The organism is Sutcliffiella deserti (assembly GCF_020037475.1).
GTDB lineage: Bacteria > Bacillota > Bacilli > Bacillales > Bacillaceae_I > Sutcliffiella_A > Sutcliffiella_A deserti.
On record NZ_JAIQDB010000002.1, the window covers coordinates 407,721 to 431,284 of the forward strand.

At 40.1% G+C, this 23,564-nt stretch carries 24 protein-coding genes and 1 tRNA gene; 20 read left to right on the plus strand and 5 right to left on the minus strand.

What is annotated here, in order from left to right; translation table 11 throughout:
• Window positions 1–166: 166 nt before the first annotated feature.
• From K9B36_RS07240 to K9B36_RS07270, 7 genes are all read left to right on the plus strand, one after another.
• Complete coding sequence (locus tag K9B36_RS07240) at window positions 167–1,603, plus strand: helix-turn-helix domain-containing protein (RefSeq protein ID WP_223701351.1); 1,437 nt, start codon at window positions 167–169, stop codon at window positions 1,601–1,603.
• A 267-nt stretch (window positions 1,604–1,870) separates the two neighbouring features.
• Entirely contained in the window at window positions 1,871–2,833 is a 963-nt protein-coding gene (trxB, locus tag K9B36_RS07245) for a thioredoxin-disulfide reductase (RefSeq protein WP_223701352.1), read from the plus strand.
• A 468-nt stretch (window positions 2,834–3,301) separates the two neighbouring features.
• Window positions 3,302–3,760, plus strand: coding sequence for an 8-oxo-dGTP diphosphatase (locus tag K9B36_RS07250; RefSeq protein ID WP_223701353.1), 459 nt, complete (start codon window positions 3,302–3,304; stop codon window positions 3,758–3,760).
• 17 nt (window positions 3,761–3,777) lie between these two features.
• Complete coding sequence (gene rapZ / locus K9B36_RS07255; protein WP_223701354.1) at window positions 3,778–4,668, plus strand: RNase adapter RapZ; 891 nt, start codon at window positions 3,778–3,780, stop codon at window positions 4,666–4,668.
• On the plus strand, window positions 4,668–5,633 hold the full coding sequence (locus K9B36_RS07260; protein ID WP_223701355.1) for a gluconeogenesis factor YvcK family protein: 966 nt from the start codon (window positions 4,668–4,670) through the stop codon (window positions 5,631–5,633). The genes rapZ and K9B36_RS07260 overlap by 1 nt, the downstream gene beginning before the upstream one ends.
• 112 nt (window positions 5,634–5,745) lie before the next feature.
• Entirely contained in the window at window positions 5,746–6,687 is a 942-nt protein-coding gene (gene whiA, locus K9B36_RS07265) for a DNA-binding protein WhiA (RefSeq protein ID WP_223701356.1), read from the plus strand.
• 42 nt (window positions 6,688–6,729) lie between these two features.
• The gene (locus K9B36_RS07270) at window positions 6,730–6,987 is read left to right on the plus strand and encodes an HPr family phosphocarrier protein (protein WP_223701357.1); all 258 of its coding nucleotides are present in this window, start codon (window positions 6,730–6,732) and stop codon (window positions 6,985–6,987) included.
• A gap of 328 nt (window positions 6,988–7,315) precedes the next feature.
• On the opposite strand, the gene clpP is transcribed toward K9B36_RS07270, so the two are convergent.
• Together clpP and K9B36_RS07280 are read right to left on the minus strand one after the other, a co-directional pair.
• Window positions 7,316–7,903, minus strand: coding sequence for an ATP-dependent Clp endopeptidase proteolytic subunit ClpP (clpP, locus tag K9B36_RS07275; RefSeq protein ID WP_223701358.1), 588 nt, complete (start codon window positions 7,901–7,903; stop codon window positions 7,316–7,318).
• Window positions 7,904–8,273: 370 nt separating this feature from the next.
• Window positions 8,274–8,351, minus strand: a tRNA-Arg gene (locus K9B36_RS07280).
• Between the two features lie 659 nt (window positions 8,352–9,010).
• Here K9B36_RS07280 and rpoN point away from each other — a divergent pair.
• The 9 genes from rpoN (at window position 9,011) to secG (ending at window position 18,563) form a co-directional block, all read left to right on the plus strand.
• Window positions 9,011–10,342, plus strand: coding sequence for an RNA polymerase factor sigma-54 (gene rpoN / locus K9B36_RS07285; RefSeq protein WP_223701359.1), 1,332 nt, complete (start codon window positions 9,011–9,013; stop codon window positions 10,340–10,342).
• A 14-nt stretch (window positions 10,343–10,356) separates the two neighbouring features.
• Window positions 10,357–10,599: a glutaredoxin family protein gene (locus K9B36_RS07290; RefSeq protein ID WP_223701360.1), complete on the plus strand. Its 243-nt coding sequence runs from the start codon at window positions 10,357–10,359 to the stop codon at window positions 10,597–10,599.
• Window positions 10,600–10,742: 143 nt separating this feature from the next.
• Window positions 10,743–11,762 (plus strand): sugar-binding transcriptional regulator, encoded by a 1,020-nt coding sequence (locus K9B36_RS07295; RefSeq protein WP_223701361.1) that lies wholly within the window; start codon window positions 10,743–10,745, stop codon window positions 11,760–11,762.
• Between the two features lie 53 nt (window positions 11,763–11,815).
• Complete coding sequence (gene gap / locus K9B36_RS07300; protein ID WP_223701362.1) at window positions 11,816–12,823, plus strand: type I glyceraldehyde-3-phosphate dehydrogenase; 1,008 nt, start codon at window positions 11,816–11,818, stop codon at window positions 12,821–12,823.
• A gap of 137 nt (window positions 12,824–12,960) precedes the next feature.
• Window positions 12,961–14,145: a phosphoglycerate kinase gene (locus K9B36_RS07305; protein WP_223701363.1), complete on the plus strand. Its 1,185-nt coding sequence runs from the start codon at window positions 12,961–12,963 to the stop codon at window positions 14,143–14,145.
• Between the two features lie 69 nt (window positions 14,146–14,214).
• Window positions 14,215–14,976: a triose-phosphate isomerase gene (gene tpiA, locus K9B36_RS07310; protein WP_223701364.1), complete on the plus strand. Its 762-nt coding sequence runs from the start codon at window positions 14,215–14,217 to the stop codon at window positions 14,974–14,976.
• On the plus strand, window positions 14,969–16,504 hold the full coding sequence (gpmI, locus tag K9B36_RS07315; RefSeq protein ID WP_223701365.1) for a 2,3-bisphosphoglycerate-independent phosphoglycerate mutase: 1,536 nt from the start codon (window positions 14,969–14,971) through the stop codon (window positions 16,502–16,504). Before tpiA ends, gpmI begins: the two co-directional genes overlap by 8 nt.
• 26 nt (window positions 16,505–16,530) lie before the next feature.
• Entirely contained in the window at window positions 16,531–17,826 is a 1,296-nt protein-coding gene (eno, locus tag K9B36_RS07320; protein ID WP_223701366.1) for a phosphopyruvate hydratase, read from the plus strand.
• 506 nt (window positions 17,827–18,332) lie between these two features.
• Window positions 18,333–18,563, plus strand: coding sequence for a preprotein translocase subunit SecG (secG, locus tag K9B36_RS07325; protein WP_223701367.1), 231 nt, complete (start codon window positions 18,333–18,335; stop codon window positions 18,561–18,563).
• A gap of 58 nt (window positions 18,564–18,621) precedes the next feature.
• On the opposite strand, the gene K9B36_RS07330 is transcribed toward secG, so the two are convergent.
• Together K9B36_RS07330 and K9B36_RS07335 are read right to left on the minus strand one after the other, a co-directional pair.
• Entirely contained in the window at window positions 18,622–18,756 is a 135-nt protein-coding gene (locus K9B36_RS07330; RefSeq protein WP_223701368.1) for an anti-repressor SinI family protein, read from the minus strand.
• Complete coding sequence (locus K9B36_RS07335; RefSeq protein ID WP_223701369.1) at window positions 18,746–19,135, minus strand: XRE family transcriptional regulator; 390 nt, start codon at window positions 19,133–19,135, stop codon at window positions 18,746–18,748. Before K9B36_RS07335 ends, K9B36_RS07330 begins: the two co-directional genes overlap by 11 nt.
• 247 nt (window positions 19,136–19,382) lie before the next feature.
• On the opposite strand from K9B36_RS07335, the gene tapA reads away from it, so the two are divergent.
• The 4 genes from tapA to K9B36_RS07355 all read left to right on the plus strand — a co-directional run bounded on the left by tapA (window position 19,383) and on the right by K9B36_RS07355 (window position 22,904).
• Complete coding sequence (gene tapA / locus K9B36_RS07340; RefSeq protein ID WP_223701370.1) at window positions 19,383–20,624, plus strand: amyloid fiber anchoring/assembly protein TapA; 1,242 nt, start codon at window positions 19,383–19,385, stop codon at window positions 20,622–20,624.
• Window positions 20,625–20,644: 20 nt separating this feature from the next.
• Window positions 20,645–21,232, plus strand: coding sequence for a signal peptidase I SipW (gene sipW / locus K9B36_RS07345; protein ID WP_223701371.1), 588 nt, complete (start codon window positions 20,645–20,647; stop codon window positions 21,230–21,232).
• Between the two features lie 96 nt (window positions 21,233–21,328).
• Complete coding sequence (locus K9B36_RS07350; RefSeq protein WP_223701372.1) at window positions 21,329–22,204, plus strand: TasA family protein; 876 nt, start codon at window positions 21,329–21,331, stop codon at window positions 22,202–22,204.
• 79 nt (window positions 22,205–22,283) lie between these two features.
• A complete protein-coding gene (locus tag K9B36_RS07355; RefSeq protein ID WP_223701373.1) occupies window positions 22,284–22,904 on the plus strand; it encodes a TasA family protein in 621 nt (206 codons plus the stop codon).
• 297 nt (window positions 22,905–23,201) lie between these two features.
• Here the strand turns inward: K9B36_RS07355 and K9B36_RS07360 are convergent, their stop codons facing one another.
• Complete coding sequence (locus K9B36_RS07360) at window positions 23,202–23,564, minus strand: helix-turn-helix domain-containing protein (protein WP_399201517.1); 363 nt, start codon at window positions 23,562–23,564, stop codon at window positions 23,202–23,204.

A 23,564-nucleotide genomic window follows, 5' to 3' on the forward strand; every position in this document is an offset into this window, starting at 1 on the left:
GTAAGAAGAGGTTGCGGCACTATGTTTAAAATTAACTTTTTGAAAAGCTATTCTAATAAAAGACGCTAGGTTGGCGTTGGTTGAGTTTCATTATTTCCCATCTGTTCTTCGTGTGCGGAACTGTGTTATACTACGAACGGTAAAGAATGTTTTGATGGAGGCTATAATGGGAAAGAATCCGAATTTAAAGAAGGAAGTTACTAAGGTGATCCCATTTGCGCAGAATGGGGATTATTTTTTTCAGAAGGGTATCCGCGCTTATCGGAAGCGGGATCTATATAAAGCGAGAAAGTGGCTGCAGCGAGCAGAAGAGATGAAGCCGAGTGATGCTGCTGTTTTAAGTCAGCTTGCCATTGTCTTGACGGAGCTTGGTGACTACCAGCGTTCCAATGAATTATTTATGGAAATACTAGATAAATTAGAGCCTGACATGCATGATTGTCATTATTTTATAGCAAATAATTTTGCCTACCTAGGATTATTTCAGGAATCAAGAAAGCACGCTGAGGAATATTTAACGATGGATCCTGAAGGTGAATTTGTAGATGATACAGAAGATCTCCTCGATTTGTTGGAACTTGATGCGGACGAAGCGGAAGATTATGTATTAGGTCAGGATCAGCTGATTGTCATGCAGGAGGAGGCTCGGAATCTTCTCGAAAATGGGGAATTGGATGAAGCGCTGGCTCTGTTGGAAGAAATTATTGAAGAGTATCCGCATTTTTGGTCCGCTTACAATAACTTAGCTCTCGCTTATTTTTATAAAGGTAATCTGGCAAAGGCACGTGATGTACTGGAGGATGTATTGGACAAAAATCCAGGAAACTTGCATGCATTATGTAATTTACTCGTATTTTACCATTATGAAAACAATCAAGCGGAGATGCTGGTGCTTGCGGCAAGACTGGAAAAAGTTACGCCTATCCTTGTGGAGCACCGTTATAAACTTGGTGCGACATTTGGTCTGATTGGGCGTCAGGATCTCGCTTTCAAATGGATGCGTTCCTTACAGCGCAACGGTTTTCAAGGAGACAGTACCTTTTATTACTGGCTTGCTAATGCTGCGTATCACACGTCACACTTTACGGTAGCAGAACAGGCGTGGGCAAAAGTACTGGAACTTAGTCCAGATAAAGTTGGTACGGAACCTTGGAAGACAACTACGGATGCAGATGTAGAGCTAGAAGAGGCTAATCAGTTTTATAAGATATTTAATTTGCGCTTTTCCAAGAGTACGACTGTAAAAAGTGTGTTAGACCAGCCATATGCAAGTGAGTTTGTACGAGAGTTTGCCATGTTCACCTTGTTAAATAAAAAAGATGTTTCATCAATCATTGCCAAAGGCTCTGAAATCGCCCACCTGTTGAAACAAAATGCGACTGAACAAACGGTAAAAGAGTGGTTTGTGGTATTTTCGAAAGCGATAAAAGAGTCCTTAACTCTTACCAATGCATCAGCTTGGGCAAGTGCCTTCCATTATGCTTGGAGCAAAAATAATGGCTATGCGGTTTCGCAAAAAGAAATATCGGAGCAATATAATGTCTCCGTCAGCACAATAAGGAAATATGTTCAGAAAATAGAAGAGATCATAGCCAAGCTATAGGAAAAAGCCGAAACTGTTGTTAAATGTTTCGGCTTTTTGAATGGTTAAATTAATGTATCATTGTTGTGAGCAAAAAGTTGGACGCAGAACTAGTCTGTTATATAGGATAGTAACTGGGAATACTTTTATTTAGATGTATTCTTATTAACAAGGCTCTTTTCAATATCATTGTTGCTTTTAAATTATGCTTTCTTAAAAATAGGATGAAGGAAGTTTTTGAAAACTTTTTATTAAATAGTGACGTAAAGTCTTAAAGGAGTGGACAACATGACAGAAGAAAAAATCTATGATGTAGTAATTATTGGAGCAGGACCTGCAGGAATGACTGCGGCAGTGTATACTTCACGTGCAAACTTAAGTACGTTAATGATTGAACGTGGAATGCCTGGTGGGCAAATGGCCAATACAGAAGAGGTAGAAAACTATCCTGGCTTTGATCATATTTTAGGACCTGAACTTTCCACGAAAATGTTTGATCATGCGAAAAAATTTGGTGCGGAGTATGCGTACGGTGATGTAAAAGAAGTGGTAGACGGCAAAGAATATAAGACCATTCATGCAGGAAGTAAATCGTACAAAGCCCGTTCTGTCATTATTTCAAGTGGAGCGGAATATAAAAAAATCGGTGTTCCTGGTGAAAAAGAATTGAGCGGCCGAGGCGTTTCTTATTGTGCGGTATGTGATGGAGCATTTTTCAAAGGAAAAGAGCTTGTTGTTGTTGGTGGAGGAGACTCTGCAGTAGAAGAGGGAGTCTACTTGACTCGTTTTGCTTCAAAAGTTACGATTGTTCATCGCCGTGATGAGCTTCGCGCACAAAAGATATTGCAAGATCGTGCCTTTGATAATGACAAGATCGATTTTATCTGGAATCATACAGTAAAAGAAATCAATGAAACAGATGGCAAGGTTGGAAGTGCAACGCTTGTAAGCACAGAGAACGGGGAAGAGCAAGAATTCAAGACAGATGGTGTCTTCATTTATGTAGGAATGCTGCCATTGACAAAACCATTCCTGAACCTTGGCATCACGAATGATATGGGCTATATTGAAACAAATGACCGCATGGAGACGAAAGTTCCTGGTATCTATGCTGCAGGAGATATTCGCGAGAAAACATTGCGCCAAATTGTTACTGCCACAGGCGATGGAAGTATTGCCGCCCAAAGCGCCCAACATTATGTGGAAGAGCTTGTTGAAGAATTAAAAACACAAAAAGCAGAGAATAGTTAAAGCTAGTGTTGAGGATTTAGGAATAATGGACTATTTTGTCGAATTATAGAAATATCCTCTTAACAAAACCGTAACTATGCCTTAACGTCACTGTAACAGCACTGCAACAATAATGGGTTATTATATAAGTAGTAATTGACCCCCTTTTATAAATATATTTGATGGCACGGGTACCCTTTTCCCGTGTCCTTTTTTTGTCCTTATTCCCGATCCATTCGATTGATAGGTTTTCTTACATGAGTGTTCTATATGAGGTTCTTGCTATGCTATACTAGAAATGTAAAGCGTTTACATACTAATTGTGGAATCGATACCTATATCCTGAATTAAGATGTTCGGTAATTTGTAGAACTTAACAGTGTCTTATTGTAACTATTTAAAGTAAAATAGAAATGATACACTTGGCTAATTTTATTTTTTAGGCTTTTAAAAGAAAGTCAGCTAAGAGATTGAGGTGAACAAATCGTCATGCAGAGAGTTACGAACTGTGTGTTAGTGCGTGATAACAATGTGTTATTACTGCAAAAACCTAGACGGGGCTGGTGGGTAGCACCCGGAGGTAAAATGGAACACGGGGAATCCGTTAAAGATTCCGTTGTCCGTGAATATCGTGAAGAAACAGGCATATATTTAAAAAATCCTACACTTAAAGGTATTTTTACTTTTTTAATACAAGAAGGCGATCAAATTGTTTCAGAGTGGATGATGTTCACATTTTTGGCTACCGAATTTGATGGTCAAAATGTGAAAGAGTCTGAAGAAGGAACGGTTGAATGGCATAAGGCCGACGCGATTTCAGAGTTGCCGATGGCTCCTGGAGATTATCATATTTTAGATTATTTGATAAAGGGAACCGGGATGCTATACGGAACCTTTACGTATACACCAGATTTTGAATTATTGTCCTACCGTCTTGATCCCAATTAGTAAGGAGTGGTAATAGCATGAGTTCAGGTACGAGCAGTGAAGTGGAATTAGTCATTATAACTGGGATGAGTGGGGCTGGTAAAACGGTTGCTATTCAAAGCTTAGAGGATTTAGGCTTTTTCTGTGTAGACAATCTTCCCCCTACCCTGCTTCCAAAGTTTTTAGAACTGATGGAGGAATCCGGGAGCAAGATGAATAAGGTTGCCCTTGTCATGGACTTACGTGGCCGCGAGTTTTTTGATAGCTTGTTTGAAGCACTCGATGATATCTCTGAACTATCCTGGGTAACACCACAGATATTGTTCTTGGATGCAAAGGATTCCGTTCTTGTTACTCGATACAAAGAAACGAGAAGGTCCCATCCTTTAGCAAAAACAGGATTGCCGCTTGAAGGGATTGAGCACGAGCGTGAGTTGTTGGAAGAATTAAAGGGCCGAGCTCAACTGATTCTTGATACATCCAACTTAAAGCCGCGGGAGCTAAGAGAGAAGATCCTCAAACAATTTGCAACACACTCCAAACAAACTTTCAAGGTGAATGTACTATCTTTCGGGTTCAAATATGGAATTCCCATCGATGCCGATTTAGTCTTTGATGTGCGTTTTCTCCCGAATCCACACTATATTGACCATATGAGACCAATGACGGGATTGGATGGAGAAGTGTCATCCTATGTACTGAAATGGTCCGAAACGCAAAAGTTTATTGAAAAGCTTACAGACTTACTAAATTTTATGCTTCCTTATTATAAGCGAGAAGGAAAAAGCCAATTGGTTATTGCCATCGGGTGTACGGGAGGTCAGCACCGATCGGTCACACTGGCAGAACACTTCGCAAAGCATTATAAGGCTGATTATGATACGGTCATTACACATCGAGATATTGAAAGACGAAAGGATAAGCATTGATGAATCACAAAAAGCCTCCAAAAGTCGTGATTATCGGCGGTGGCACAGGCTTACCTGTGCTGCTGCGTGGATTAAAACATTATGATGTAGACATAACAGCTGTCGTGACTGTAGCAGATGATGGAGGTAGTTCGGGAAGATTGCGGGATGAGTTGCATATTCCTCCCCCGGGTGATGTCCGGAATGTATTAGCTGCTTTATCTGATGTCGAACCATTAATCGAGGACCTTTTTCAGCATCGCTTTAATTCTGGAAATGGATTATCCGGGCATTCACTTGGTAACCTTCTATTAGCTGCAATGACAACGATTACCGGGGACTTTGTCCATGCAATTCGTGAGATGAGCAAAGTGCTGAATGTCAGAGGAAAGGTTTTGCCTGCTGCAAATCAGAGTGTTGTTCTTCATGCAGAGCTTGAGGATGGCACCGCTGTTTCCGGCGAATCCAAAATTCCCTCTCATGGGAAAAGGATAAAGCGAGTTTTTCTAACACCGGAGAACGTGGAACCCTTACAAGAATCAGTAGACGAAATTAATCGTGCGGATTTGATTATTATAGGTCCAGGCAGTTTGTATACGAGCATCCTCCCTAATCTACTTGTTCCTAAAATTGGGGAAGCTGTTTGTCAATCGACTGCAAGGAAGGTTTATATTTGCAACGTAATGACACAGCCGGGTGAAACCTTGAATTATACAGCAAGTGATCATGTAAGAGCTTTAAACGATCATCTGGGAAAAAGCTTTATTGACACTATTTTAGTGAACGAAGAGGACATTCCAGATGAAATAAAAGATCGCTATAAAAAAGAATCTGCGACACCTGTTGTGTATGATATCCCTACCCTCAAAAGCCTGGGCTTAGAAATTGTCCATGATAAAATCATTCGCTATGAGGACGGATATATAAGGCATGATACTCAAAAAGTAGCAGCACTATTGTATAAAATGCTTGAGTCAAAAAAATAGAAAAAAATGCAAACGGATGCATGTATACGGTGGGTAGAAGTTGAGGAGTTTCCTAATGTAGATTTCTTCATCGCTCTCCATCTTATGTCGATTCACTAGGAGGTGATTAATCGTGTCCTATGCCTCTGAAACTAAAAAAGAGCTAACAACAATTGAAGTTAAAGATTGTTGTGTAAAAGCAGAGCTTGCTGCGCTTATTCGGATGAACGGTTCATTATCCTTCTCGAACAAGAAACTGATCCTCGACATTCAAACGGAAAACGCTGCAATTGCCAGAAGAATCTATACCTTAACGAAGAAATTGTACGATGTTCGTGTGGAGCTTTTAGTCAGAAAGAAAATGCGTTTGAAAAAAAATAATGTTTACATTGTTCGTTATGCAGAGCAGGCTCACTATATTTTGGATCAACTAAAGATCCTTAAGGATGGCTTTACTTTTGTACGCGATATTTCACCAGAACTGGTCTCCAAAAAATGTTGTAAACGTTCGTATTTAAGGGGTGCTTTTCTTGCTGGAGGTTCTGTCAATAATCCAGAAACCAGTTCCTATCATCTTGAGGTATTTTCGCTCTATCATGATCACAATGAATCTTTATGTGAATTAATGAATATGTTTCACTTAAACAGTAAAACATTGGAACGAAAAAAAGGATTCATTACCTATCTCAAAGAGGCGGAGAAGATTGCCGACTTTTTAAGTATTATTGGCGCTCATCAAGCTCTGCTGAAATTTGAAGACATTCGTATTGTCCGAGACATGAGGAATTCGGTGAATCGCCTTGTAAATTGTGAAACAGCTAATCTTAATAAAACAATTGGAGCAGCGATAAGGCAGGTTGAAAATATCCGCTTCATTGATGCAACGGTAGGACTTCATATTCTACCAGATAAATTAAGGGAAATTGCCGAACTTCGCGTCACTTATCAAGACGTAACATTAAAAGAACTAGGGGAAATGGTTTCTAGTGGAACGATTAGTAAATCCGGAATCAATCATCGCCTGCGTAAACTGGATGAAATCGCTGATAAGCTGCGATCTGGTGAAAAGGTTTAATTAAAAATAAATAATAGATAGAAAATAGAGGAGGAAATAATAATGGTACAAAAACAAGTAGATGTTCTATTGAAAACTGGATTACAAGCACGCCCAGCTGCCCTATTCGTTCAGGAAGCTAATCGCTTTTCTGCCGACGTATTTTTAGAAAAAGACGGCAAAAAGGTGAATGCGAAAAGTATAATGGGTCTCATGAGTTTAGCGATTAGCTCTGGTACAACGATTACGTTAATTGCGGAAGGTCATGATGAAGAAGATGCCATTGCGGCGTTAACTAAATATGTTCAGCAGGAGAGCTGAGAGAAGAGTGAGGATGCCGTGGGGTGTCCTTTTTTTGTTGGGGTGTAGTTGTAACTTTGAATTATGTGAGGGGGAGTAGCGCTTAAGACCGGGGCGCAGACCCCTTTTTTGGTTGGTGGAGTTTGTGGGAGGAGGGCTTAGGTTGGTTTGGTTTTGGATGGAAATGGTAATTGGGGTCAGGCCCCATAGGTAGGGTGGGGTGTTTGTGGGGGAGGGTCGTTGGATACGGGGAGTGGTATTTATTTTGGGTTTTTGGTTCTTTGAATTTTGGTTTGGTTGGTAATTTAGGTTTAAAAAAGCCCTGACTTTTGTCAGGGCTTTGGGGTTGTTATTTGCTTTGGTTGGTGATTACTTTGTCTACTAGGCCGTATTCTAGGGCTCTTTCAGCTGTCATGAAGTTGTCGCGGTCTGTGTCGCGTGCGATTACTTCGATTGGCTGACCTGTTTGTTCGGAAAGAATTGTGTTTAGTTTATCACGTAGGAATAGGATGCGTTTTGCAGCAATTTCAATTTCAGTTGCTTGCCCTTGTGCTCCTCCTAGTGGTTGGTGAATCATGACTTCACTGCTTGGAAGTGCAAAACGTTTGCCTTTTTCACCAGCAGCAAGTAGAAATGCTCCCATGGAAGCGGCCATCCCTACACACATTGTACTTACATTAGGTTTAATGAAGTTCATTGTGTCATAGATTGCCATCCCTGCTGTAATAGAACCACCTGGGCTATTAATGTAAAGCGAGATATCCTTCTCTGGGTCTTCAGCAGCTAAGAATAGTAATTGAGCAACAATGGAATTGGAAACATTGTCATCAATCGCACTACCAAGCATAATAATACGGTCTTTTAAAAGTCTAGAATAAATGTCGTACGCACGCTCACCGCGGCTAGTTTGTTCAATAACTGTAGGAATTAAGTTCATCTCACTTTTCCTCCTCATAATTAGGTATTGGTTGGATCAGGTTCTTATGTATTAAATTCTGTAACATATCAAGTTGTTACAAGATTCAGTGCAAACCTAGTTCCATTCGGTAATAAGTCTAAATCTTTATGTACTTTTATCATACATATAAGGTCAATAATGGTCAAATAAAAACCATCGCAAAAAACCCTATTTTTCTCTATGTACTAATCATATCCATTCTACTTAAAATATAAACTTCTTCAACATTTTGAAGTCCGTTTTCAAGGAACGTAATAAACCAATAACAAATCAGCCTAAAAAAAAGCGGAAATAAAATAAAAACCCAGTGCGCATGACACTGGGTGAGTAATTGTGTTTTATGTAAATGTGGCGCGCTCGGAGGGATTCGAACCCCCGCATGACGCGGTACCGGAAACCACCGCTCTATCCCCTGAGCTACGAGCGCTAAATGACATATTATCTTATGTCCATAGGCTATTATAGCTTGTTATTATACGACAAGCAAGTATAAAAATAGATTACAAAGCTATATTTAGCACAATGTAAAATACTTAAAACAACTTGTGTCTAGGTAATCGAGCGAAAAACCCTAAAAATAGATATTATGTAATATTCAATAGTCTTATGAGACCTAAGTATAATCCATACCGTGCCCCAGCTGTTGATTGGAGCGCAAGTCGTAGACTCCTGCGGGGGAAGCGGAGTTAGGGAGACCCCGCAGGCAAAGCCGAGGAGGCTCCCAACCCGCCCGCGGAAAGCGAAGACTTGCGAGGAAATCAACAGCGGTCTACAAAGAAACTTCTAACAAAACAATGTTAAAGCATAACCCTAAAAAATGTAACCCCCCTGTAACATAAAATCTCCCAACTTCCTGCATTACCGCCCTAAAGCGAGCGTATATTGATAAAGGATATAGCTTCCAACATTTTTCGATTTAAAAAACCAGGATTCTCATGTACAATAAGAAGGCGCTTACATTCAAGAGTTGGAAAGGTTCCAGGTATTAAAACAGACAGCAAGATAGGGTGTTAGCGTCCGTTATCCGACAAAAAGTATGGTGGGATGTCGGACGGTTGCACCCAAAAGACCGGAGGGAGAATGAACATGAAGCAAACAGTTGGTTTGTATCAAGAGCAAACGCTCAAACTTGCGATGACACAGGAGTTAAAGCAAGCGATCACCCTGTTACAGTATTCTTCACTGGAATTACTCGACTTTTTACAAGAGCAATCTCTAGAAAATCCTCTTTTGGAACTAAAAGAGTGGGAATCACCAAGGGAGTTGGCTTCCTCCAGAGTACAAAGGGAGAAGCGCAGGAAAAGTGGAGCAAAACATCATCTCATCTCTATTGAAAACTACAGTAAATATGGGGAAACACTTCATCACCATATCCACCAGCAGCTATTAGACATTCCTGTCACACCGAGGGAGCGGCGGTTCATTAAGCGCATCGTTGATTATGTAGATGATAATGGATACATTCAGGAAGAAGTTCCGGCCATTGCTCAACAAGTTAAAGCATCGACAGAGAATGTCGAAAAAGCCATTTCCCATATCCAATCGTTGGAACCTGCTGGTCTTGGAGCGAAAGATTTAAAAGAATGTTTGTTGCTACAGCTAAAAAGGCTATCGGAACGTAAGCTCTTGGCAGAAAAGATAGTCACCGAGGACTTTCTCCTTTTTGCGGAAAAAGCGTGGAAAACTTTAGCGAAACGTCATCAAATCACCTTACAGGAAATCCAAGCTATTCATGATATCATTGTAAAATTAAACCCGCGACCAGGGAATCTTTATGAAACGACGGAAAAACCAAAATATATCATTCCTGATCTCATCGTTCACCAACTGCATCAGCAATTTGTTGTTTCTTTAAATGAAGAAATTGTTCCCCAACTAACCATCAACAAGGAATATAATGCTAAGCTAAAAGGGAAACATGAGGTAGAGAGTTATTTGCAGGAAAAACTTCAGCAGTGTCAGTGGATTGTGAAGAGCATGGAGCATCGAAAGCTTACCCTAGTCAAGGTCATGGAAAAGATTGTAGAAGCGCAGCGAGGTTTCTTTTTAAATGGTCCAGCATTTATGAAGCCACTAACATTAAGGGATATTGCAGAAAAGTTAGGAGTTCATGAATCAACGGTGAGTCGTGCTACAAAAGAAAAATACGTGCAAACGCCATATGGATTATATGAATTGAAGTATTTCTTTGGTCAAAGCTTGATAGGGCAATTTGAGGAAGAAACTTCAACAAAGCAGGTGCAGCAAATGGTAGAAGATTTGATTAAAGCCGAGGATAAACAAAAGCCTTTATCCGATCAAATGCTGACAAACCTGCTGCAAAAGCAGTATCATATATCTATCTCAAGAAGAACGGTTGCGAAATACCGTGACCTTTTGAACATTCCAACCTCTTCGATGAGAAAGCGGTTTGACTAGAAAGGGCTGTTGAAATGAAAGTAATATTCTACACAAAGGTGGATTGTCCTCTTTGTGATAAGGCGAAACGTGTGTTAAAGGAGCTGCAAGAAGAGGTAGCTTTTACAATAGAAGAAGTGGATATTTATCAGAATGATGCTCTTTTAGAAAAATACCAGATTATGATTCCAGTAGTGGAAGTAGAGGATGAAATTCTTGGATACGGAATCATTCATAAAGAAGAGATAAGAAAACGCTTACTTGAAAAAACCGTGTAACCCTAGTTGCATAAGGGTTTTACCTTTGTTACAATGAACTTGTAGCAAGGGGTGTTTTTTTTACCGCTACTGGGACATAATATGTCATAGCGGGACGTTTTTTGTCCATATAGGTAAAATTCACCTTTAAAGGGGAAGCTATTATGAAAAAAATCATGGAAGTACAAAAGAAATTGTTACCTGATCTTCTTTCGGTTATGCAAAAGCGCTACGAAATATTAAGATACATACGGCTAATGCAGCCCATTGGAAGAAGAAGTTTATCAGGAAGTCTTGGATTAAGCGAGCGTGTCTTAAGAAGCGAAGTTGACTTTCTTAAGAAACAGAACCTTCTGAACGTTAGTGTTGCCGGCATGACGTTAACACCTGAAGGGGAGGCGCTGACGAAGGAACTTGAGGAAATAATGAAAGAGGTTTCCGGTTTAACGGTTCTTGAAGCGGGAATAGAAGAAAAGTTAGGGATATCAAAGGTTGTAGTCGTTCCAGGTGATAGTGACCAATCCCCTTGGGTTAAAAAAGAAATGGGCCGAGCTTGTGTGAACACCATGAGAAGACGGTTCCATGAACAGAATATCATTGCCGTTGCAGGTGGGACAACAGTCTCCTGTGTAGCAGAAATGATGACACCGGACGCTAAAAACCGTAATCTCTTATTTGTTCCTGCTAGAGGCGGACTTGGAGAAAAAGTGCAAAACCAGTCAAACTCCATTTGTGCTTCAATGGCCGAGAAGGCATCCGGCGATTACCGCTTGCTTCATATTCCAGATCAACTGAGTCATGAATCCTACCAATCGATGATTGCGGAGCCATCTATAAAAGAAGTGATCTCTTTAATAAAAAATTCTAGTATGGTTATTCATGGTATTGGAGACGCTAAAATGATGGCAGAGCGCCGTAAAACAGCTCCTGAGGATATGGTGAAGATTGAAAGCGGCCTTGCAGTTGCAGAAGCTTTTGGCTATTACTTTGACCAGTCAGGCGCAGTTGTACACAAGGTTCAAACAGTAGGAATGCAATTGGCAGATTTGGAAAAAATAGAATGTGTAATTGCGGTAGCAGGTGGAGCGTCAAAGGCAAAAGCAATACGAGCTTATTTAAAAAAAGCACCCCATACGATCCTTATTACGGATGAGGGAGCGGCAAAAGAGTTAATTAGGGAGTAAAAACCCTTAATAAAATATACATTTATCTTTACCATTCTAAGGAGGAAATTAACATGACAGTAAAATTAGGTATTAACGGTTTTGGACGTATTGGACGTATGGTTTTCCGCGCAGCATTAAACAACTCTGAGGTAGAAGTAGTAGCGGTAAACGATCTAACAGATGCTAACATGTTAGCTCACCTTTTAAAATATGACAGTGTACATGGCAAACTTAACGCTGAAGTAAAAGTAGACGGCGACAACTTGGTTGTTGACGGCAAAACAATTCAAGTATCTGCAGAGCGTGACCCAGCTAAACTTTCTTGGGGCAAACTTGGAGTAGATATCGTTATCGAATCTACTGGTTTCTTCACAAAGCGTGCAGACGCTGCGAAGCATTTAGAAGCTGGTGCAAAGAAAGTAATCATCTCTGCTCCTGCATCTGATGAGGATATCACAATCGTAATGGGTGTAAACGAAGACAAGTACGATGCGGCTAACCACAACGTTATCTCTAATGCATCATGTACAACGAACTGTTTAGCTCCATTTGCAAAAGTGTTAAACGACAACTTTGGCATCAAGCGTGGAATGATGACAACTGTTCACTCTTACACAAATGACCAACAGATCTTAGACTTACCACATAAAGACTACCGTCGTGCTCGTGCAGCAGCGGAGAACATCATCCCAACTACTACAGGAGCTGCAAAAGCAGTATCTCTAGTATTACCTGAACTAAAAGGTAAATTAAATGGTGGAGCGATGCGTGTTCCAACACCTAACGTTTCCCTAGTTGACCTTGTAGCAGAGCTAGACAAGTCTGTAACAGCTGAAGAAGTAAACGCAGCGTTCAAATCAGCTTCTGAAGGTGACCTAAAAGGAATCCTTGGCTACTCTGAAGAGCCACTTGTTTCTGGTGACTATAATGGTAACCCAGATTCTTCTACTATTGATGCACTTTCTACAATGGTAATGGAAGGCAACATGGTAAAAGTAATTTCTTGGTATGACAACGAAAGTGGCTACTCTCACCGTGTTGTTGACTTAGCTGCATACGTTGCTGCTAAAGGACTATAATACTAAATTAGGTTTTAACTTGGAGAAACCAGCCAAGCAACATATAATAGTAAGTGAAAGAAAAGGGGAACGGGGAACATGCCCCTTTCCCTTTTCTCTTGTTTTACACAATTTCCTAAAAAGGGAGGCCGTTTAAGATGAACAAAAAAAGTATTCGTGACATCGATGTAAAAGGGAAACGCGTATTTTGCCGTGTGGACTTTAATGTACCGATGAAGGCTGGTACTGTTTCGGATGATACCCGTATTCGTGCTGCACTACCAACCATTCAGCATTTAGTTGACCAAGGAGCAAAGGTACTGCTTGCAAGCCATTTAGGCCGTCCAAAAGGTGAAGTGGTAGAAGAGCTGCGCTTAACTGCAGTGGCAACTCGTCTGCAAGAGCTTTTAGGTAAAAATGTGGTAAAAGTGGACGAAGCATACGGAGAGACTGTGAAAACGGCAGTGGACGCTCTAAATGAAGGAGACGTTCTTTTACTAGAAAACGTACGTTTCTATCCTGGTGAAGAGAAAAACGATCCGGAGCTTGCTGCATCTTTCGCAGAGCTTGCAGATGTGTATGTGAATGACGCATTCGGAGCGGCTCACCGTGCCCATGCTTCAACTGAGGGTATTGCCAAACATCTTCCGGCAGTGGCAGGTCTCCTTATGGAAAAAGAATTAGAAGTTCTAGGAAAAGCACTTTCCAATCCAGAACGCCCATTTACGGCAATTATCGGTGGAGCGAAAGTAAAAGATAAAATCGGTGTGATTGAAAACCTATTGAACAAGGTGGACAATATTATCATCGGTGGCGGACTTGCTTACACTTTTATCAAGGCAAAAGGCTATGATGTAGGGAAGTCTCTACTAGAAGAAGATAGAATCGATCTAGCGAAATCATTCATGGAAACAGCGAAAGAAAAAGGTGTTAACTTCTATATCCCAGTGGATGTAGTAGTAGCAGATGATTTTTCAAACGATGCAAACACAAAAATTGTTCCGATTGAAGAAATTCCAAGTGATTGGGAAGGCTTAGATGCTGGACCTAAATCTCGTGAGATTTATACTGAAGTTATTAAAAAATCAAAACTTGTTATCTGGAATGGACCAATGGGAGTATTCGAATTAGAAGCATTTGCTGGTGGAACAAAGGCGGTAGCACAAGCGCTGGCAGAAGCAACCGATACATACTCTGTCATCGGTGGAGGAGACTCAGCAGCTGCTGTTGAAAAATTCAACCTTGCAGACAAAATGAGCCACATCTCAACTGGTGGCGGCGCGTCACTTGAATTTATGGAAGGCAAAGAGCTTCCAGGTGTCGTGGCGTTGAACGATAAGTAAAATAAGTGGAAGCGCCAAATGGGGCGTGGACTCTTAGTAGAATAATCCTAACTTGAAAGGAAGGATCTTATGCGTAAACCAATCATTGCTGGTAACTGGAAAATGCACAAAGTACTTTCAGAAGCAACAAGCTTTGTGAAGGAAGTAAAAGGACTAGTTCCTTCTACAGACAAAGTAGATGCCGTTGTTTGTGCACCTGCTTTATTTTTAGAACGTCTAGTAACAAATGTGGAAGGCACAGATTTAAAAATCGGTGCACAAAACATGCATTTCGAGGAAAGTGGAGCTTTTACAGGCGAAACGAGCCCTGAAGCACTTAAAGACTTAGGTGTAACTTATGTTGTAATAGGTCACTCTGAGCGCCGTGAGATGTTTGCAGAAACAGATGACACGGTAAATAAAAAGGTATTAGCAGCCTTCAAGCACGACTTGTATCCAATCGTTTGCTGCGGTGAAACATTAGAAGAGCGTGAATCTGGTAAAACAAACGATATCGTTGGAGAGCAAGTGAAGAAAGCTTTAACCGGCTTAACAGCGGATCAAGTAAAATCAGTTGTTGTTGCCTATGAGCCTATCTGGGCAATTGGTACAGGTAAATCTTCTACAGCGGAAGATGCAAACGAAACGTGTGCACATATTCGTAGTGTCATCGCTTCTGAGTTTGACCAAGCAGCAGCAGATGCCGTTCGTATTCAATATGGCGGTAGCGTAAAACCTGCCAACATCTCAGAGTACATGGCACAATCTGATATCGATGGAGCGCTAGTAGGTGGAGCAAGCTTAGAGCCACAATCGTTCTTACAGCTTTTGGAGGCAGGTAAGAATGAGTAAAAAGCCAGTAGCGTTAATCATCTTAGACGGTTTTGCACTACGTGGAGAAAAAATGGGTAATGCCGTAGCGCAGGCGAAAAAACCGAACTTTGATCACTTCTGGGAGGCTTACCCTCATGCGCAGTTAACTGCCTCGGGTGAAGCGGTTGGTCTGCCGGAAGGACAAATGGGTAACTCCGAGGTTGGCCATTTGAACATCGGAGCCGGTCGAATCGTATACCAAAGCTTAACCCGAGTAAATGTATCGATTCGCGAAGGCGATTTTTATGAAAATCAAACCTTCGTTAATGCCATCAACCATGCAAAAGAAACAGGAAAAAATCTTCATATATTCGGTCTGCTTTCCGATGGTGGAGTGCACAGTCATATTCAACATCTTTTCGCGCTGTTAAGATTGGCAAAAAAAGAAGGTCTTGAACGAGTATACATTCACGGATTCCTTGATGGACGTGACGTAGGTCCGAAGACAGCTCCACAATTTGTGGAACAGTTAAATGAAGAGCTGCTCAACTTGGGTATCGGTGAAATTGCCACAATTTCTGGCCGTTACTATTCCATGGACCGTGACAAGCGTTGGGATCGAGTGGAAAAATCGTACCGCGCGATGGTATACGGTGATGGACCAGCATACTCCAATGCAATGGAATGTGTTAATGACTCTTATAACAACGGTATCTTTGATGAGTTCGTTCTTCCATCGGTTATGACAAAAGAGGATGGCAGTCCTGTTGCAACAATTCAGGATGACGATGCTGTCATTTTCTACAACTTCCGACCAGACCGGGCGATTCAGATTTCGAATACGTTCACAAACAAGGATTTTCGTTCCTTTGACCGTGGACCACATCATCCGAACAACTTGATGTTTGTATGTTTAACTCATTTCAGCGAAACCGTTGATGGCTACGTAGCCTTTGAACCGGTTGGATTGGACAATACTTTAGGTGAAGTGCTGTCACAAAACGGCTTAAGGCAATTACGTATTGCGGAAACGGAGAAATATCCACATGTTACCTTCTTTATGAGTGGAGGTCGTGAGGAAGCCTATCCAGGTGAGGAACGGATTCTTATCGATTCTCCTAAGGTAGCCACCTATGACCTGAAACCGGAAATGAGTGCCTATGAAGTAACAGAGGCGCTTGTCACCGAGATTGAAGCAGACAAGCATGATACGATTATTTTAAACCTTGCAAATCCTGATATGGTAGGGCATTCCGGAATGCTCGAGCCAACGATTCAGGCTGTGGAAGTGACAGATCAGTGCTTAGGAAAGATCGTAAGTGCAATTCTTAAAAAAGATGGTGTAGCCATCATCACAGCAGACCACGGTAACGCCGATGAAGTCGTAACGACAGAAGGTAACCCAATGACTGCTCATACTACGAACCCTGTACCTGTGATCGTAACGCGTAAAGGTGTAGAGCTTCGTGAAGACGGAATCTTAGGTGATCTTGCTCCAACAGTGTTAGACTTACTAGGAGTGGACAAACCAACAGAAATGACAGGTACTTCATTAATAAAAAAATAACTTTTAGATGAAAAGGAGAAACAAACATGCCAATTATCTCTGATATTTATGCACGCGAAGTCTTGGACTCCCGTGGTAACCCAACAATCGAAGTAGAAGTTTACACAGAATCAGGTGCATTTGGCCGCGCATTAGTGCCAAGTGGTGCATCAACTGGTGAATACGAAGCAGTAGAACTACGTGATGGCGACAAATCCCGTTACCTTGGAAAAGGTGTGCAAACGGCGGTTGACAACGTAAACGAGCAAATCGCTCCTGAACTTGTAGGAATTTTCGACGTACTTGAGCAAGTGGCAATTGATGAAGCATTAATCGAACTTGACGGTACAGAAAACAAAGGAAAACTAGGTGCAAACGCAATCCTTGGTGTATCCATCGCAGTTGCTCGCGCAGCAGCAGATTTCCTTGAAGTTCCTTTATACCAATACTTAGGTGGATTTAACGCAAAAACTCTTCCAGTACCAATGATGAACATCATCAACGGCGGAGAGCATGCAGACAACAACGTAGACATTCAGGAATTCATGGTAATGCCTGTTGGAGCAGAAAACTTCAAAGAAGCTCTACGTATGGGCGCTGAAATCTTCCACGCTCTTAAATCAGTATTAAGCGCAAAAGGTTTAAACACTGCTGTAGGTGACGAAGGTGGATTCGCTCCAAACCTAGGATCAAACGAAGAAGCACTTCAAACAATCATCGAAGCAATCGAAAAAGCTGGCTACAAACCAGGTGAGCAAGTAATGCTTGCAATGGACGCTGCAGCTTCTGAGTTCTACAACAAAGAAGACGGCAAATACCATCTAAAAGGTGAAGGCGTTGTCTACACATCTGCAGAAATGGTAGACTTCTACGAGAAGATGGCAGACAAGTACCCAATCATCTCCATTGAAGACGGCCTGGACGAAAACGACTGGGAAGGCTTCAAACTTCTAACAGAACGTATCGGAAACAAGGTCCAACTAGTAGGAGACGATCTTTTCGTAACAAACACGAAAAAATTAGCAGAAGGTATCGAACGCAAAATCGGTAACTCGATCCTAATCAAAGTAAACCAAATCGGTACACTTACTGAAACATTCGAAGCAATCGAAATGGCAAAACGCGCTGGCTACACTGCAGTAATCTCTCACCGCTCTGGTGAAACAGAAGACAGCACAATCGCCGACATCGCCGTAGCAACAAACTCCGGCCAAATCAAAACAGGTGCGCCATCCCGTACAGACCGCGTAGCAAAATACAACCAGCTTCTTCGTATCGAAGACCTGCTTGGAACTACCGCTCGCTATGATGGATTAGCATCTTTCTACAACTTGAAGAAGTAATAATTGCAGGGACCCGGCTTTGGCTGGGTTCTTTTTTCTTGGAAAAGAAAAAAACTAAAATAAAAATTACCTCAAGTAACTTTTATTAAAAGAAGTAAACCCAAAACCCAAACTACCTCAAAAAACTATCATCTAAAGCCTAAAAACCCGCACCAAAACTAAGAGCCAACGAGCCCCCAAGGCTCGTCGCTACCCCACCCCAAAATAAACCCCCGCCAAAAAAAAAACTTCCAAGTTATTCAAAACTACAAAATGCCTCAGAATTTATCAACTATCACTGCCTGGGGTCTGACCCTCCCAAAAAATAAACACAACACTGTACTACGCCCCAACCCAAACTAAGTACTACAAACAAAGCGAGGGTCTGACCCCGGTCTTGAGCATCCCCCAACCAAACCACAATACAATTTCCCAACCTCCCCCCTCGCATTTCCTCTTGTCCACCTTGTCATTTTGTGGTACATTTAATTTAATGATATTTGTGCGTTCGCAGGAGGTGTAGTTACATGACGATCTTATTAACTGTCTTACTTATTATCGTAGCATTGGCTCTTATTACAGTTGTTCTACTTCAATCAGGTAAAAGTGCAGGTCTTTCAGGAGCAATCTCCGGTGGAGCGGAAACACTTTTCGGAAAACAAAAAGCACGCGGCCTTGACCTGGTTCTACACCGTGCAACAGTTGTTCTTTCCGTGTTATTCTTTGTGCTAACACTGACAATTGCATATTTTGCTTAATAAATAAAACCACTTTTCCGTTTGGGAGAGTGGTTTTTTTATACAAAAAAAGCCCTGATCACTTACTAACCAAGGCTTCCTCATTTTTGCTCTGCATTTCCTGGAGGAAGAATTTAATCTCATCTACTGATAACCCATAATCTTGCGCCATAGCAATCAATTCAATCCACTCTACATCAAGTTCATTGTTCAAGCTCCTCTTCCTCCTTACCGGTATTACCTTGCTTTTTCATCCCTTTCCATTTCTGGAATTCCATGTAATCCTTAAAATGTATGAAATCCTCCTTGCTCATCCCCTCGGCAATCGCGCGCTGCACCAAACGCCTCCATTCATCATCAAGTGTATGCGAATGACGTCCCTCTAATTCCTTTGAAGGCCCCCTACCTAAAAGATACTCGATATCGGTTCCCAGGGTAGCAGAGATCTTATGTAAATATTGCATAGAAGGATTAGTTTGAAGATTTCGTTCCAAATAACTTAAATAAGACTTAGAAACTCCAGCCAACTCCGCCAACTCACTTAAAGAATAACCCTTACTCTTACGTAATTTCCTCAATCGCTCCCCAAGCATCATCTTCCCCTTTGTTCAACTATGACATATGTTCATTATATAGCACAATTAATTCTTTATAAAAAACGAAATAGTAAGATAATTGAAGATAATGGGAGATAAACTAACAATGATGTTCTTTATTAAGAAAATTTGGACGAATTTGAGGTTTTTCAATGTGAGATAGGTGTTTTATACTACGTATTGTAGAGTTCGTTAAAGAGAACGATAATAAACGCAAAAAACTTAGTTAAAGGAAGTGGAGTAAATGAACCATAAATTCTCCAACTTCGTTCTTAATAAAATACATAAAATTAAAAGTTTACTAAAGAGAACGGGTGAGGGAGGGATACTTATTAGATACTTGAGAATAAAGAGATTTAGAAATAAAGAGAAAAAACTGATGATTTTATCTCAGGTAATAGCAATCTGGTATTTCACCATACTCACTACTAATTATTTAACATCAGATACTGGTGCTCGTTTTAATGATGTAGAAGTTATTGAAAACCAACTACATGCAAAGTGGGATGTTGGAGAAGAACCTCCAGAAGATAATGATGAGTGGGATAAAAGCTCATTAGACTTTGATAATTCGGAAGCCTGGGCTGAAAGTTGTGATATATACACCACGATATTTAATGCAGGTGACAAAGCTAATACAACCTCAACTTGGCGATATTACGTTTATAAAGTAGTAGATGGTAGGGAGGTTGGAGAACCTGTTGCTACTGGTATTGTTCCTACAATACAAAGTGGGGAATCGGGGATAATTAAATCAGAGGTTACTGAAGACGGTGAGTACAAATTCAGAGTAAGAAGACCTCTAGATCATCCTGCGAAAAATAATCCAAATGAAGACGGATATACATTCATTGGTTGGAGTGAAAAAGTAGAGGTGTCTGGATGTGCGGCTCAACAAGAAGATGATGAAATTAACAATCCGCTTCCAGAAGAAGATATTACTTCACCATCTGAAGTAATTAATTTATCTACAAACGAGGCTAACGATATTATCACTTTAACTTGGGAAAATCCATCAGATGAAGATTTTAGTCACAATAAGGTGTATAGAAATAATGATACAAATCCAATAGAGGATAATATTTCAAATGGGATATTTCAAGATAGCGACATTATAGCAGGTACAGAGTATATCTATAAAATTACCTCGGTTGATTTAGCAGGTAATGAATCTAATGGAACGACTTTTACAATTACGACACAAAGTGATATTGAAACTGTGGAGCCTCTAAGCGAAGTTAGTGATTTTAAATGGATACAAAATGGAGAAAGTGCAAATGTAGATATTTCTTGGGTGAACCCAACCGATGAAGAATTTAGTCACACTATTTTATACAAAAATGGTGAAGGAGTAGTTGATGGTAACCAAAGCAGTTATAAGGACAAAGGATTGACAAAAAAACAGGACTATATTTATAAGATTGTAACAGTAGATAATGCTGGAAATGAATCAGAGGGCATTACAATAACTGTAAATCTAGAATAAGTAATAGGGGTGGTGGTTTTATGAAATCAAAGAAACTATTAAAAATAATGAGTAATGTTATCTCGACAGTATTATTTTTAACATTAATATTTATGGTGTTTGTAGTAATATCATCAAAAGCGTCAGGTGGAGAACCACATGTATTTGGTTATCAGCTCAAAACCGTACTATCAGGATCCATGGAACCAGAGTTTAATACGGGATCAATTATCTCAATTAAACCGGTAGAGGATGCTGTTAGCTTAAAAGAAAATGATGTTATTACTTACATGCAAGCAGATGGATCGGTCGTTACCCATAGAATTATTGAAGTTGTAAACAACGGGGAACAAACGATGTATCAAACTAAAGGGGATAATAACGCTGACTTAGATGGTCAACTAGTATTACCTCAAAATGTAGTAGGTATATATACAGGATTCACTATTCCATTCTTGGGATATTTTATAGAATTTGCTAAATCAAGTAAAGGAACTGCGACACTCTTAATAGTTCCTGGTCTACTACTCCTTGTTTATTCAACATTCTCAATAACAAGTGCTATCAAAGATCTTGATAAATTAAGTAAAAAGGCAACGAAGGAAGAAGAGCTAAACAAACCAGCTTAAATTGGTTGTTCCCCTTTGAATAATTATTCGAAGGGTTCAATATAAAAAACTACATACCTCATAAAATATGAGGGGGAAACGGGAGGACGAATAAAAATGAGTATTAAAAAGAAAATTGGTATGGGTGTTGCATCCGCAGCACTAGGTTTATCATTAGTCGGTGGGGGAACTTGGGCAGCATTTAATGATACTGCTACTATTAATAACCATTTCGCAGCAGGCACTTTAGATTTGGAAGTTGGGAAAAATCATCCTAGTCACAAAATGAACTTTGATTTAGCTAATATGAAACCTGGAGATAGTGTACAAAGAATCTTCAAATTAAATAATGCTGGAAGTATTGCAATCAAAGAAGTGTTGTTAAACGTTACAGCAGATAGCTTTATCGATGGTAATGATGGAGCTTTAAACGGTGATAACACTGCTATGATGGAATATCTTTCTCAATTTGTTATCGATTTTGCATCTGTTGATGGAGAATCTACAAGTTGGGAACCAAGAAATAACGTATTTAATGGGGAAGTTACATTAGCTGATCTTGTAAATGGTGATATGAGTAAAGTCAGAGCCGCCTATCATGCTACAGATGGAACAGATCGAATTAACTTAGCTTCTTTAGTTACTGCTGATGCTGATTATAGAGGGATTCCTGTAACTCCTGAAGATTCTGATGCAGTATTTATCCAAATTACATTTAAGAATGACCTAACCCGAGTTGGTGGGGATTACTCAGAATTTGTTCAAAACAAATTCCAGGGCGACAGTGTTAACTTCTACTTTAACCTTGAGGCTACTCAATGGGCGGGTGTGGAAGTAGATACTAATGATCCAAACGGTTCTGTAAACAATGGAATTCAAGGTTCAGCTGATGACACAACAACACCAACAACTCAGCCAACAAATCCTTCAACTGGAACGCCAGCTCCTGTACATCAAGGGAATGAAGTAGTGGACGAGAATAACAGAGACTAACTATTGAATGATTTTTACAGAAAAGGTGGGACTCCCCACCTTTTCTATATTAAATATATAATTCTAAGGAGTTTTCAATATGAGAGTAATAACTCTTTTACTCATTCTATTATTGGTTCTTTCAACCAATGCGTTTGCTGAACCTAATTCTAATCTTGAAATAGACTTGTCGACGGAACCTTATAGTATTCTTTTTCACTTAAATAATATTAAACCTGGAGACTCAGTTACAAGGGAACTTATTGTTGAAAATAATGGAAGTAAGGATTTTAAATATTTGTTTACAAATCGGTTTATGAATGGATCGGAGAAACTTTATAATGAACTACTTTTAAATGTTTCAGTTTCAAAGAGTGTCCTGTTTGAGGGAAAACTAAAGGACTTTGAAAAGCTAGATTCTAGACCTTTAAAAACTGGCTCATCTGAAGAACTAACCTTTAGAATTGAAATCCCCTACGAACTAGGAAACGAGTTCCAAGGTTTAAATAGTGAATTCCAGTTTAAGCTATATGTAGAAGGAACACTAGGCGGTGTCCTCCCGGTTGATAATAAGCTGCCAAATACAGCAACAGAAATATTCAATTTTATAGTTATTGGTGCTGGAATGTTCTCTTTAGGTACTTTGATCTTTTTCTACCAAAAGAGAAAGAAGCGTGTTGTGAAAACCAAAACTTTCAAAGAGAAAGTAATTGGACCTTGAATGTTCAATTTGGATATCAAGGTCTTTTTATTAAATGCTATCAAATTTTAAAGGAGAGATATTAAATGTACACTAAAACCTGCCCCATCTGCACTCGAAATTCCTACAGCTCCTGCGAAATCCACCATTGGTCCTGCCCAACTTGCTCCGAAGATCTCACTATTAAAAAGGCATTCATCCCTACAAACATCATTTATCAACCCAAAATCTTGAAAAGTAAAAAAATTACTCTAACAGTTACAAACTATAAATTCGATAAAGTAATATAAAAAAGCGCCGATGCATCCGCACCAGCGCTTATTTCTTTTCATCTTGATTTATCTTCCACTTATTGAACTCAAGAAATTCACGAAACTGATCCTTCGTAACCCCAGAATCCATGGCTTCTCTTACCAAAGTAGTCCATTCTCTATCCATGTTTTCTTTATATTCGTTATCATCTTCGTCATGCAGAAGGGTATTCACCGATACTCCTAGGACTGATGAAACTTTTTCTAGAAATTGTACAGATGGGTTGGATTGTAAGTTTCGTTCGATTGAGCTTAAGTAGGATTTTGCTACTCCAGCGCGTTCTGCTAGTTCTGACATTGATAATTTTCTTTGTTCTCTATATTTTTTAATTCGTTCACCAATCATGGCTTTCACCTTCCTATCATGCAT